The sequence below is a fragment of the Soonwooa sp. genome, from assembly GCF_030151385.1.
Classification (GTDB): domain Bacteria; phylum Bacteroidota; class Bacteroidia; order Flavobacteriales; family Weeksellaceae; genus Soonwooa.
On the sequence record NZ_JASLDS010000049.1, the window covers coordinates 74388 to 87573 of the forward strand.

The following is a 13186-nucleotide window of genomic DNA, read 5'->3' on the forward strand; positions in this document are numbered from 1 at the left end:
TAAATATAAAACGAGGAATCATGAAGGTGGTTTCTCGTTTTTTTTATTTGGCACTGTGAAGCATATAATTAGATACAAAGGTTACAAATCGAACAGTAATTGAATGTTTTTTTTACAAAAAATTATCTTTTTTTCTAAATTTATGAGATTCAAAAAATACTTTAATCAGATATTTTTATAAGTCGAAGTTCTGATTTTTTTAGTAATCAAATTTCAAAAGCAATGGATAAAATCTTAGTAGAAAAAAACGGAGAAGAACAGCTTCCAATACCCAATATTTGGAGACCAATTATCAAAGACATTGTAAAGTCATTTGTAAATCGGGACTATAAAATAAGTTCAGGATTAAACAATGTAAATTTTGTTTCTGATGAAACTGCTGAGCAAATACGCGAATATATTGATGATTATGGAGAAGAACTTGTCGATTTGCCAGATGAAACTTGGAATAGTTCAGTTTATATTTATTATGGCGATTACTGGGAAGCAATAATTGATCTTTTTACTAAAAATGAAGGCTTAAGTGATTTAATCCTTAACCTTGAGATTCGAGAGCAAAATAATAATTATGTTATTGATATCATCTCTGTTTATGTCTCATAAAAATAATGGCGTTGATAAAACTTATACTGAACTCAGTAGGAACTAACTTACAAATTATCAGGTCGCTCCTACGGAGCTCTTTTTGCATTAACTCTCACATATCTACTAACAGTATGCTCCTACGGAGCTTTTTCGAAAAGCACTTAAAATAATCAATTTAAACATTTCGTCACTTCGTAGTAAAGCAAAACGAGGTGTGTTGAGAAGTTTTTAAGAGAAGTTCTCGATACGATTTTTTCAAAAACAACTTGAACCAATGGCGGTTTTTGTAGCTTTGAAAATGAGTTAAACTTTTGTGATTTGACTTGTTTTGGCTTTAAAATAAAAATCAAGTCAAAAACATCCGAAAATATTTCAAAAAAAATTACATTTGGTTTCGTAACAAAAACAAAATTTGAACGACATATTTCAACAAATTATATTAAATGAAAAAACTTACAATCTCACTATTTCTGTTAGCAGGAGTTTGTTCACAGACTTTAGTTCATGCACAAAATAAAACTACGATGAGCCAAACACAAGAAAACGGTCTAGACCTTTCTGCAATGGACAAGTCGGTTCGTCCACAGGATGACTTCTACAATTATGTAAATGGTTCTTGGATGAAAACTGCAAAAATCCCAGCAGACAAACCAACTTGGGGAAGTTTTAATAAACTTGCTGAAGATACGGATAACAACTCGATGACGATTTTGAATTCATTGTTGAAGGATAAATTCGCTGACGGAAGTGAAGGTAAAAAAATCCAAGATTTGTATGCGACTTATATGAATATGGATAAGCGTAACGCAGACGGAATTAAGCCAATCCAAACTAACTTAGACAAAATTGATGCTATCAAAAATATGGCTGATTTGCAAAAATACATGATTGCAGTTACCAAAGATGGCGAAAATACATTGTACGGTTGGGGCGTTGATGCAGATTTGAAGGATTCTAAAATGAATGCCATTTATCTTGGTGACGCTTCTTTGGGATTGGGAAGAGATTATTACCAAAAAGTAAACGAGAAAAACACAGAAACTTTAGCTGAGTATCAGAAATATGTTTCTTCAATGTTAAAAGAAATCGGTTACAAAAACGCTGACGAAGTTGCTAAAAAAATTGTTGATTTTGAAAAGCAAATCGCTAAAACTTATTTAACAAACGAGCAAAGCCGCGATAATACGCTTCAATACAATCCAAAAACAATGGCAGAATTGAAGGCTTTGGTTAAAAACGTAGATATTCCTGCTTACCTTAAAAGTGTTGGTGTAACAACTGATAAAGCGATTATCGGTGAATTGGGTTATTACAAGAGTTTTGATAAATTCTTTAATGACAAAAATTTACCTTTAATTAAAGATTATTTGAAGTTCCACATGATTCATGGAAACGCATCTTATTTAAGCCAAAAATTAGGCGATATGAAGTTTGCATTCTATGGTAAATATCTAAGTGGACAACAAGAGCAAAGAGCTTTAAACAAAAGAGGTTACCAGTTAATTAATGGTGTGTTGGGTGAAGCTTTTGGTAAATTATATGTTGAGAAATACTTCCCAGCTTCTGCGAAAGCGCAAATGGTAGAATTGATTGATTATCTTAAAAAGAGCTTCGATGTACACATCAAAAATCTTTCTTGGATGTCTCAAACTACTAAAACTAAAGCTTTAGAAAAATTAAATAAATTCACCGTTAAAGTAGCTTATCCAGACACTTGGAAAGATTATTCTAAACTGACAATCCTTTCTGAAAATCAAGGTGGAACATTGTACAAAAACCTACAAAATATTTCAGAATGGCAGTATAATAAGGATTTAGCAAAAATCGGAAAACCAGTTGATAAAACAGAGTGGGGAATGACGCCACAAACGGTTAACGCTTACTACAACCCAGTAAACAATGAAATTGTTTTCCCTGCTGCTATTCTTCAACCACCTTTCTTCAATCCAAATGCTGATGCTGCGGTTAACTTTGGTGGAATTGGAGCAGTTATCGGTCACGAAATCACACATGGATTCGATGATTCTGGAGCGCAATTCGATGCAGACGGAAACTTAGTAGATTGGTGGACGCCAGCTGACAAAGCTAACTTCGAAAAAGCTACAAAAGCTTTAGCAGCGCAGTACGACAAGTATGAGCCGGTAAAAGGAACTTTCGTAAACGGAACGTTTACAAACGGTGAAAACATCGCGGATTTAGGTGGTGTTAATATCGCTTTCGACGCTTTACAAATGTATTTAAAAGATAAAGGAAACCCTGGAACAATCAGCGGTTACACGCAAGATCAAAGATTCTTCTTGAGCTGGGCTACAGTTTGGAGAACTTTGTCAAGTGAAAAATACATGACAAACCAAGTGAAAACAGACCCACACTCTCCAGGTTATTTCAGAAGTTTTGGACCGTTGGTTAACACAGATGCTTTCTACAAAGCTTTCGATGTTAAAGCAGGCGATAAATTGTATAAAAAACCAGAAGAAAGAGTTAAAATTTGGTAATTCGTTCTTTTTAATAATTAAAACCACTCTTTTTAGGGTGGTTTTTTTGTTTGGTCATTTGGGTTTTAATATTTTCGTAAAAGACAATTTTTGATTTTTTTAAAATTGATTGTCCGTATAATTATCTAAATTGGTATAATGCTGTCATTCAGAGCGAAGCGAAGAATCTCAAACAATTGATTATCAGAGATTCCTCCTACGTCGGAATGACAAACTTTGTTTAAAAAAATGACTTAGGCATTGTTCCGGATATTCATAATTTTAAAACAAAAAAAGAGATTTTAAAGTTTTTTGTATAACCTATTTAACCTTTTCTAAAAATTTGAATTCAGATAAAACAGAACATAAGGAAGACTGGCTAATGATAATTTACATAGTTGTCGGGATATTTGCTGTTGGCTTGTTTATATATAGCCTTAGCAACCCCAACTATATTTATTATTCGCTTGGTATTTGGCTTTTGTATGTTGTAATCCGATATGCAGTCAAGAAAAACTTAAGTGATGTAACAACATCACTTATGGCTTTATTATGTTCTTTCTTTTTAGTAAGCTTTGTTTTTTCCGTCTCGCCAGCCTTAAAAATTGAAGAGTTTAAATTAATGCATCCAACTTGGAAAGTAAAAAATATAGATAGCTATAGTTTGGTTGCCTATTATGCTAGAAATTCCAAAGGTGGTTTTCCAACGACAGATATTGAGTATAGTTATAGTTTTGGAAATGATAAATACGAAGACAAAACGAAGTATGCCATTAAATATATCCAATATTTTTTTCAATTTAAAAGTAATAAAGAACTTGTTGCGGCTTCCAAAGTCATAACTGAAAAAACGATGCACGCAGGAAAATATGTTCTGTTCGTAAATCAAAAAAATCCTAAAGAATCGCGACTGTTTTTGCTGACTTCGTGGTTTAACTTTAGGTATTCATTATTTGCTCAGGCGCTTTTTTCACTTATTATTATAATGTCGATTACAATCTTTTGTGTTGTGAGTTACTCGAGTTTCAAGGCTGGGATGTCGCCACTAAAATTTCTAAAAAATAATCCTCAGTTTTTTAAAATCAAAAGAAAAAGATAGAAATAGTATTTTTTCATTCATAAGTAAAATTGATTGTCCGCTCGATTGCCTAAATTCGGAATATAATGTCATTCAACGCGAAGCGAAGAATCTGGTTTGAAATTATGTTATAATAATACAATCCCTAAAAGGGCACATTATTCAAGTATAGCATGTAGTGCTATTAAAAAATAAAAGGATAACAGCAAACGCTGTTATCCTTTTTAGGTTTATAATAAAAGTAAAATTACTTCATATCGTACATCATTAATGCGGTGATAAGTTTTGGTTCGATATAGGTGCATTTTGGCGGCATCTTTATCTTTTTATCCGAAATCTTTATCAAGTCTTGGAAACTTACAGGATAAACTCCGAAACCAACTTTGTAAGCACCAGAATCTACTTTTTCTTTGATTCTTTCAATGCTTTCTTTCGTCGAATTGCCTTTGATGTAATCTGTTTTTTCGGCGCGTTTTTCTTCAGTATCTAGTTTTAAAATTTTATCGAAAACATACTTTTCTAAAAGATAATGATCCATATCATTCGAGTCTTTTTCTGTTAAGCGAAGTTCGTGCTTAACATGTAGACTGTAGAATTTACCATCCAAGTACATACTAATATGGAACTTTTGAGAAGGGTAGTAGATTTCGTCACCTTTTTCGTGGATTTGGAAATCCTCTTCCAGAGCTTTTAGTAAAGTCTCTTTGCTAACGCCATTTAGATCTTTTAGAAGTCTATTGTAATCGTGGATTTTTATAGATTGGTTCGATACAATAAAGCTATACACAAAGTTGAAATGCTCGCTACCAGAATATTTTTTATTCTTTTCGCGAAGGCGCTTCGCGTGTTCACCAACACTTCCAATACGGTGATGACCATCAGCAATGTAGAAAGAATCAATTGGATCTAAGACTTCTTTAAATTGTTGAAGCTTTAGACGGTTGTCTATTTTCCACATTTTATGTCTTACACCACGATCGTCAAGATAGTTAAGAATTGGCACATTCTTTTGCTCGTGGGACATTAGAAGTTCCACTTTAGCATTGGCATTATAAGTTAAAAGTACAGGCTCTGCTTGGATGTGTACTTTTTCAAGATAATGTGCCATTTTCATTTTGCGTTCTGTGATGGTAGATTCATGTTTTTTAATCTTACCATTAAAGAAGTCATCAACGCTTACTAAACCAAGAAGTCCGCGGAAACTATGCTTATTAGGCATAATTTGCTCGTAAAGGTAGTAAGAAGAATCATCTTGCATTAACTTTTTAGCTTCTAGTAACTCTTCGAAGTTGGTGCGCACCTTCCTCAGGTTGCGGTCAACATCTTTGGATTTGCTAACAACAGCAGGTTTTATCATTTGGACATAAGAGTCCTCAACATTGGCTTTGTTGTTAATCTCGTCCTGCGAATAGTTATCTAGAGAAGGTGTTGGGAAGATGTCCAAAATCTCTGGACGTGGTCTTACACCTCGGAAAGCTTTAAAAGTAGGCATTATTCTAATTCCTTTTTGATGTTGATGATTTGGTCTGCAAGTTCTAGTCCTATTCTTTCTTGTGCATCTACCGTGTTGCCACCAATATGCGGCGATAGAGAAAGCGCAGGATTCATAAGTAGCGGCAGTTCTGGTTTTGGTTCGCTTTCGAAGACGTCCAAAGCCGCACCTGCTACTTTTCCACTCTCTATAAAGTCTACTAGCGCTACTTCGTTGATAACACCACCGCGTGCTGCATTGGCTATAAAGACACCATCTTTCATCATTTCGAATTGTGGCGTGTCGATAATATAAGACTTCAGCTTGCTTGTGTTAACCGTGATATAGTCAGCTTTTTGTAAGACTTCATCTAAAGTTACAGATTTTATTTCAAACTTTAAACTTTGACCATCAAAAAACTTAAGTTCTACAGCTTCAGTTTTTGGTGTTCTGTTGTAAGCAACGATGTTCATGCCTAGAGCAATCCCGATTTTAGCGACTTCTAGACCTATTTTACCTAGACCTACAACGCCCAATGTTTTACCCGAAAGTTCGTAAGCTTTAGCAAAAGATTTTTTAAGACTTTCAAACTTAGTGTCACCTTCTAGTGGCATAAGTCTGTTAGACTCATGAAGATTTCTTGCTAATGAGAAAAAGTGCGCGAATACCAACTCTGCTACAGACTTGCTAGAAGCTGTCGGCGTGTTGATAACGTAAAGACCTTTTTCAATGGCATATTCTACATCGATGTTGTCCATACCAATACCACCTCTTCCGATAATCTTTAGGCTGGGGCACTCGTCGATAAGTTCAGCACGTGCTTGTGTCGCACTTCTTACCAATAATACGTCGATGTGGTTGTCGTTGATAAACTTTGCTAAATGCTCAGGTGCAACACGGTTGTTAAGAACCTCGATGCCTGCTGCAGTTAGTTTGTCAATTGCGGATTGAGAAATCCCATCATTTGCTAGAACTTTCATTGTTTAATATTTGTTGGTGAGTATCACTTGACTGATACAATGTGTTTAGTTTTAAAATTGAACAAAAATACGAAAGTTTAAAAAACTAGCCAATATTTTTTTGTGAATTCATATTAATATATAAAAACGCCCTCTATTATTGAAAATAGAGGGCGATTAATTGTATTATCTTTAAAATTTTAAGCAAGGTTTTTCATAACATCAACCAAAACCTGTACACTTTCGATTGGCATGGCATTATAGATACTTGCTCTATAGCCACCTAGGTTTCTGTGTCCGTTAAGTCCGCTAATGCCTGCAGCTTTCCAAGCGGCATCAAAAGCTTCTTTTTTGCTCTCGTCTGTCAATTTGAAAGATACATTCATTAAAGAACGATCTTCTTTAGCCGCATAACCTTCGAATAATGGATTGTTGTCAATCTCATCATAAAGAAGTTTTGCTTTAGCTTCGTTTTTAGCTTCAGCAGCAGCGATACCACCATTCTCTTCAAGATGTTTAAGTGTTAAATAAGACACATAAACAGGGAATACAGGAGGTGTATTTAACATCGATTCTTTAGCAATGTGTAAACCTAAATCTAAGTAAGATGGCAGGTTACGCCCAGTTTTGCCAAGGATATCTTTTTTAACAACAACTAAAACAGCGCCTGCAGGTCCCATATTTTTTTGAGCACCAGCATAGATTAAATCAAATTTTGAAAAGTCTAATTGGCGACTAAAAATATCTGAAGACATATCGCAAACCATTAATGTGTCCACATCTGGGAAAGTCTTCATCTGTGTTCCGTAGATGGTGTTGTTAGACGTACAGTGGAAGTAGTCATATTCTGCACCAACTTTGTAGTCTTTTGGGATGTAGCTATAGTTAGCGTCTTTGGAAGATGCAACCACATCGATGTTTCCAACTTTTTTAGCTTCCTTAATGGCGCCAGCTGCCCAAGTTCCTGTATCGGTATAAGCGGCTTTACCATTTTCTGTTAGAAGATTCATTGGTGTCATTAAGAACTGAAGACTAGCGCCACCTTGTAGGTATAGCACTTCGTAGTCATCGCCAAGATTCATTAATCTTTTTACGATGGCTCTTGCTTCGTCCATTACGGCAACAAATTCTTTACTTCTGTGTGAGATTTCTAGCAAAGAAAGCCCCATGCCGTTAAAATCCAAGATCGCTTCTGAAGCTTTTTTGAAGACTTCTTGAGGAAGGATACTTGGCCCAGCACTGAAATTGTGTTTTTTCATTTTATTTTATTAGATTTCGGTGTCTAAAGTTAACGATTACTCGTTATGTAAGAAAGCTTTTTTTGCTAATAAAGATTCCTCAGACTCAACATGGTCGTCATCTGGAACACAGCAGTCTACAGGGCAAACTGCAGCACATTGTGGCTCTTCGTGGAAGCCTTTACACTCAGTACATTTGTCGGATACAATGAAGTACACATCATCACTAACTGGCTCTTGCGGCGCATCTGCATCAATGGTTAAACCTGATGTAAGCGTTACGCGTCCTTCTAGAGTTGTTCCTTCGGAAGCTTTCCAGTCTACTGCACCTTCATAGATTGCGTTATTTGGGCATTCTGGTTCGCACGCCCCGCAATTAATACATTCATCTGTTATTTTGATAGCCATTGCTATATTATTTATAATTTTGTGCAAAATTACGAAAAATAAGATAAGTAATGATTAATCAAGATAAAATTTATGGCCTCACAAAAGTTGGCGATTTTTTAAACAATTATTTAACACAATCACCTGATAGTTACGATGCTAAGCAGGAAGAATTGCGAGCGATATTAAAACGATCGGAGGTCGAAAACCCTTGGTTCGATGAGGTTAATATGCGATTTGCTTTAGAAAGTTGGGCTTCATTGCTTAATACCTCGGCTTTGGAAACTTGGTTGTCGAAATATAATTTTGAATCAAAAGATAAAAAAGTTGGATTAATCTTAGCTGGCAATATCCCTATGGTAGGCTGGCATGATGTGATGTCGGTGATATTATCTGGTAATATTCCGATTATTAAACTATCATCTAAAGACCGTTGGTTAATTCCATTTTTATTAAAACTATGGAATGACAATACTGAAGGTGGCATTAGCTATGAGTTGGTAGAAAAACTCGAAAATTTTGATGCTGTAATTGCGACAGGTAGCAACAATACAGCACGTTATCTAGAATATTATTTCAAAGATCATAACAGTATTATCAGAAAGAACCGAACTTCGATAGCGGTTGTATCGGAGAATGATAGTGATGAGGATCTCCGAAAATTGGCCAATGATATTTTTGTCTATTATGGATTAGGTTGTCGAAATGTGACAAGATTATTAATTCCAGAAGATTATAAACTTGACCGACTTTTTGAAAACTTTGTCAATCATCAGTCTGTGATCAACCATAACAAATATGCAAATAACTACGATTATAATCGCGCGGTCTTTTTGTTAAATAAAGATCTTTTTTGGGATAATAATTTCGTGATGTTAAAAGAGGACGAGAAACTGTTTAGTCCTTTAGCTGTGGTTAATTTTAGTCGTTACAAAAACTTAGATGAGGTCAAGTCTTTTATAAACGATAATGAAGCGGATATCCAAGCGGTGGTTACTAATCTAGAGCTTGGTGCAGATACGGTAAAACTAGGAGAGGCGCAACAACCTTCGTTGGATACTTATGCTGATAATGTTGATACTATGGCATTTTTGGCAGGATTGTAAAACTAAATCAAAGCTTGCCAACTTCCCAGTTCTTGCTCATAATTAATGAATAACTTTTAGTTTATATTTTTTACGGCGCTGATAGAAGAATAAATTTCTATCCATTTTAAAACCTCGAAAAAAACTATTTAAAAAACGATTCCCAACATTAATAAATGTTGGGAATTTTTTTTAGTTGAAAAATTTGAGCAATGCCAAGATGTTGAAAAAGAGTTTTTATTCTTTTTTAATTGGGAGTTTATTTTTTAGTTCAAATTTGTACTGTGTTAATTCACTCCAGTTTAAGACTTTACATTATCAATAATCCATTTAATTTCAATAATCTTTTTGAAGCTAGAATTAGAAAATATTTGGTCTTGATTTTTCGAAGTGAAATAGAGAAATTTAATTAAGAACAAAAAATAGGGGTTTTAGAACATTTTTAAGTTTTTGTGTGAAAGCGTTTTTAATTTTATCGTCATATTTTGAGATAAATATTAACAAAAAACTAATAAATCATGAAAACAAATTACTTATTCTACCTCAAGTTTATGCTTTTACTCCTTTTTATGGGAGGAAGTCAACTTTCTAAAGCAACAATACGTTATGTAAAAGCCAATGGAACAGGCGATGGCAGTACGTGGGAACTAGCTAGTCCTAGTATTGGAAGTGTACTTAGTTTATCCAAGGGCAACGATGAAATTTGGGTGGCAGCAGGAGAGTATGCCGCTACAAGTTCGATTACGATGAAGGTTAGGGTTAAAATCTATGGCGGTTTTCCCGCAACTGGTACGCCTAGCTTTAGTGATAGAAATTGGAAAACTAACCAAACAAAACTTAAAGCCAATGGCAACACCATTTTTAATAATAATCTTCTTATTAATAGCGAGAGTATTTTAGATGGTTTTTATTTAACAGGAGCTAATGTTGCAATCTCAAATACAAATGGAGCGTCACCAACAATTACCAACTGTTATTTTGAAAGTAATACTAACGGAGCAATTAACAATTATAGTTCAGATCCTATTATTTTCAATTGTATTTTTAAACAAAACTCATCCAACAAAGGAGGTGCAATCTATAATGAAAGTTCTTCGGCAGTAATCAAAAATTGTATTTTTGATAGTAATTCGACAGCAGATGGAACTGGTAATGGTGGAGGCGCTATCTATTTGACAGGTAATAATGTCAACACTAATATTACCAATTGTATTTTCGTCAATAATACCGCTTCTCGAGGTGCTGATATTTATAGCAGTTTTGGTAGTGTGAAGCCTTTGACATTGCTTAATTGTAGCTTTTACAATAACAAACAACAGTCAGAAATGCTATATCTCAATCAAACTGATTTGAGTATTATTAACACAATAATGATTGGCGGTACTGCAATTAATAATTTTTTTGTACAAAATGGTAATGCTCCAACAGTTAGATATAGTTTACTTAGCAAAAGTAATTCAACAACTAACGGAAATATAGACTACAGCACTGTAGATGTTAACAGCCTTTTTGTAAATATTAATAAACCTCTAGGCGATGATGGGATATGGGGAACCGCAGATGATGGATTGGCGCTTTCGCAAAGAAGTATTTTGATTAATAAAGGTGATAATGCCTCTTATGGCAGTAGTTTGAACACCGATCTTGATCCTTCTGGCAACATCAGAAAGCAGTACAATATTATTGACATAGGCGCTTACGAAAGTCCATTCTACCCAATTCCTGTTGCTGGACAGAATAATGTAGTTTATGTAAAAAAAGGAGGAGCTGGTAATTGTTTCGGGACAAGTTGGGACAATGCAACGCCTGAACTTTCAATAGCATTAATGGCAGCAAATACAAATCCGAACATCAAAGAAATCTGGGTGGCAGCTGGGACTTATTATCCAAGCTATAGAGGAGATAATATGGACAATAGCAATGTCAATGATTTCGATAATACATTTTTATTGGTAAAAGATGTGAAAATCTATGGTGGTTTTGTGGGAACAGAAACGGCAAATACTCAAAGTAATCCTGCACATAATCCTAGTATTCTGAGCGGTGACCTTGGTGTTGCGAATGATGCTACAGACAATGCTTATCATGTTGTTGTTTCGGCAAATGATGTTGGAACAGCTAGCCTAAACGGATTCACTATTACTGGAGGAAATGCAATTAATAATACACAAACGGCTTCGGTAAGTATTAATAATAATATTGTCTATCGTAATAATGGAGGTGGGATTTATATTGTTGGTTCTTCACCAGTCTTCAAAAATGTAAAAATAGAAAACAATGTCGCAAAATATGGTGGTGGAATTTATATGGATTTAGGAAGTTCTAAACCTAGCATCGTCAACAGTTTATTAACCAATAATATTGCAAAACAATATGGAGGTGCAATCTGTACAGATCGTAGTTCTTATACACTGATCAATAGTACGGTTACAAAGAATATGGGAGATGTGAATGCTGGGGGAATTTCTAACTCTTTTGCTGAGTCCAAACCTCAAATAATCAATAGCATAATTTGGGCGAATACCAAAGTCGATAATGTTAGTCTTAGTAATATGGTGAACAGTTCTGCCGTACCAACGATATCGAATAGCATTATGCAGGAAAGTGGTAGTAGCAATTGGCAAAGTAGCTTTGGTGTAGATGGTGGTAATAACCTTGATGTTGACCCAAGCTTTAGTGATGTTGCGAATCGCGATTTTAGTTTACAAGCTGATAGTCCTGCAATTAACCAAGGAAGTAATGAGCTTTACATTTCCAATGGCGGTAATTTTAGTACTGATAAAGATTTAGCCGATAATCCACGTTTAGTAGGTTCTAATATTGATATGGGCGCCTTTGAACGCCAATGCAATACTCCAGCGCCAACAGGCGAAGCAACACAGAGCTTTAACCAGAATGATACTTTGGCTGCTCTTGTAGTTAATGGTCAAAACATCAAATGGTATGCTACACAAGCAGATGCTCAATCACATGCCAATGAATTGCCAAGCACAACAGTTATTGTTAATAATACCACTTATTATGCTACACAGACTATTGGTCAATGCGAATCTGCAACTTCACTAGCAGTAAAAGCTTATAATGCGACCTTAGCAGTTGGTGTTAATAATAAGATTGCAGCAATCCAACTATTTCCAAATCCTGCTAAAGATATTCTTAATCTAAAAACGGATGAAAAAATAGAAAGTGTGGATGTCTTTAGTATCGATGGTAAAAAAACAATGACGAATCTAAAATTAAATACCAATAACCAACTGGATGTTAGAAGTTTATCAAATGGCGTTTACATCCTTCAAATGAAAACCAAAAACAAAACCGAATCGGTTAAGTTTATTAAACAGTAATAGTTTTTTTAGTTTTTTTGATGAAGCAGACCGCCTTGGCGGTCTGCTTTTTTTGTTGGTTGTATAAGACGTTAAAGTGGTCACTTGGCGTAGCCGAAGTGTCGAAGTGTGATTTCGGCTCCGCTCAATTACTGTGTTACTTACAATGTAATTCTAAAAGATCTCTTGGCAATATTAAGTATTAGGTGTAATTACTATAAATAAAAATGGGGTAAGGACCTCTATTGTTTTTTAGTTTGATTGGTGAATTTTGCTTCTTTAATAGCGTGCTTATTTTGAAGATAGAGAAAACAAAGGCTTTTGTTAATAAACTTAAAATATAAACTCTTACTGATGATTTTTGGGTATTTTTTAAGTCTATAATTAGTGTTAAAAGATATTTTTTTAGGCAAAAAAGGATGTTCTTAATAAAAAAATAAGCCAAAGCAGTAAAGTGATTTTTTTGTAAGTTGTTGATTGTCATATGTTATTTTTTGTAAAATAATTTGTCCACCCCTTTGTCCACCCCTATTTTTTTCTTTTTTTAATAAATAATTGTTGATTTGAAGAAAATAGGCTTAGAAAA

General features: G+C 34.6%; 9 protein-coding genes. 5 read left to right on the forward strand and 4 right to left on the reverse strand.

Annotated elements, in window-relative coordinates:
* Window positions 1-222 precede the first annotated feature (222 nt).
* From Q1V95_RS09190 to Q1V95_RS09200, 3 genes are all read left to right on the forward strand, one after another.
* Window positions 223-603, forward strand: a complete 381-nt coding sequence (locus Q1V95_RS09190; protein ID WP_300672977.1) for a hypothetical protein — start codon at window positions 223-225, stop codon at window positions 601-603.
* A 425-nt stretch (window positions 604-1028) separates the two neighbouring features.
* The gene (locus Q1V95_RS09195) at window positions 1029-3080 is read left to right on the forward strand and encodes a M13 family metallopeptidase (protein WP_300672978.1); all 2052 of its coding nucleotides are present in this window, start codon (window positions 1029-1031) and stop codon (window positions 3078-3080) included.
* A gap of 361 nt (window positions 3081-3441) precedes the next feature.
* Complete coding sequence (locus tag Q1V95_RS09200; protein WP_300672980.1) at window positions 3442-4158, forward strand: hypothetical protein; 717 nt, start codon at window positions 3442-3444, stop codon at window positions 4156-4158.
* A 226-nt stretch (window positions 4159-4384) separates the two neighbouring features.
* Here the strand turns inward: Q1V95_RS09200 and Q1V95_RS09205 are convergent, their stop codons facing one another.
* The 4 genes from Q1V95_RS09205 to Q1V95_RS09220 all read right to left on the reverse strand — a co-directional run bounded on the left by Q1V95_RS09205 (window position 4385) and on the right by Q1V95_RS09220 (window position 8213).
* Window positions 4385-5629, reverse strand: coding sequence for a DUF1015 domain-containing protein (locus Q1V95_RS09205; protein WP_300672982.1), 1245 nt, complete (start codon window positions 5627-5629; stop codon window positions 4385-4387).
* Entirely contained in the window at window positions 5629-6588 is a 960-nt protein-coding gene (locus tag Q1V95_RS09210) for a D-2-hydroxyacid dehydrogenase (RefSeq protein ID WP_300672984.1), read from the reverse strand. Before Q1V95_RS09210 ends, Q1V95_RS09205 begins: the two co-directional genes overlap by 1 nt.
* A gap of 179 nt (window positions 6589-6767) precedes the next feature.
* The gene (gene serC, locus Q1V95_RS09215; RefSeq protein WP_300672986.1) at window positions 6768-7826 is read right to left on the reverse strand and encodes a 3-phosphoserine/phosphohydroxythreonine transaminase; all 1059 of its coding nucleotides are present in this window, start codon (window positions 7824-7826) and stop codon (window positions 6768-6770) included.
* Between the two features lie 36 nt (window positions 7827-7862).
* Window positions 7863-8213, reverse strand: a complete 351-nt coding sequence (locus Q1V95_RS09220) for a 4Fe-4S dicluster domain-containing protein (protein WP_300672988.1) — start codon at window positions 8211-8213, stop codon at window positions 7863-7865.
* Window positions 8214-8263: 50 nt separating this feature from the next.
* Here Q1V95_RS09220 and Q1V95_RS09225 point away from each other — a divergent pair, with 50 nt between their 5' ends.
* Window positions 8264-9298 (forward strand): acyl-CoA reductase, encoded by a 1035-nt coding sequence (locus Q1V95_RS09225; RefSeq protein ID WP_300672990.1) that lies wholly within the window; start codon window positions 8264-8266, stop codon window positions 9296-9298.
* A gap of 497 nt (window positions 9299-9795) precedes the next feature.
* Complete coding sequence (locus tag Q1V95_RS09230) at window positions 9796-12621, forward strand: choice-of-anchor Q domain-containing protein (RefSeq protein WP_300672992.1); 2826 nt, start codon at window positions 9796-9798, stop codon at window positions 12619-12621.
* The last annotated feature ends 565 nt before the right edge of the window (window positions 12622-13186 follow it).

Bases quoted from the DNA above. Each gene is read 5' to 3' on its own strand.
- Q1V95_RS09190 (WP_300672977.1), top strand. From the start codon at position 223: ATGGATAAAATCTTAGTAGAAAAAAACGGAGAAGAACAGCTTCCAATA.
- serC (WP_300672986.1), bottom strand. From the start codon at position 7,826: ATGAAAAAACACAATTTCAGTGCTGGGCCAAGTATCCTTCCTCAAGAA.
- Q1V95_RS09205 (WP_300672982.1), bottom strand. From the start codon at position 5,629: ATGCCTACTTTTAAAGCTTTCCGAGGTGTAAGACCACGTCCAGAGATT.
- Q1V95_RS09200 (WP_300672980.1), top strand. From the start codon at position 3,442: ATGATAATTTACATAGTTGTCGGGATATTTGCTGTTGGCTTGTTTATA.
- Q1V95_RS09220 (WP_300672988.1), bottom strand. From the start codon at position 8,213: ATGGCTATCAAAATAACAGATGAATGTATTAATTGCGGGGCGTGCGAA.
- Q1V95_RS09210 (WP_300672984.1), bottom strand. From the start codon at position 6,588: ATGAAAGTTCTAGCAAATGATGGGATTTCTCAATCCGCAATTGACAAA.
- Q1V95_RS09225 (WP_300672990.1), top strand. From the start codon at position 8,264: ATGATTAATCAAGATAAAATTTATGGCCTCACAAAAGTTGGCGATTTT.
- Q1V95_RS09195 (WP_300672978.1), top strand. From the start codon at position 1,029: ATGAAAAAACTTACAATCTCACTATTTCTGTTAGCAGGAGTTTGTTCA.
- Q1V95_RS09230 (WP_300672992.1), top strand. From the start codon at position 9,796: ATGAAAACAAATTACTTATTCTACCTCAAGTTTATGCTTTTACTCCTT.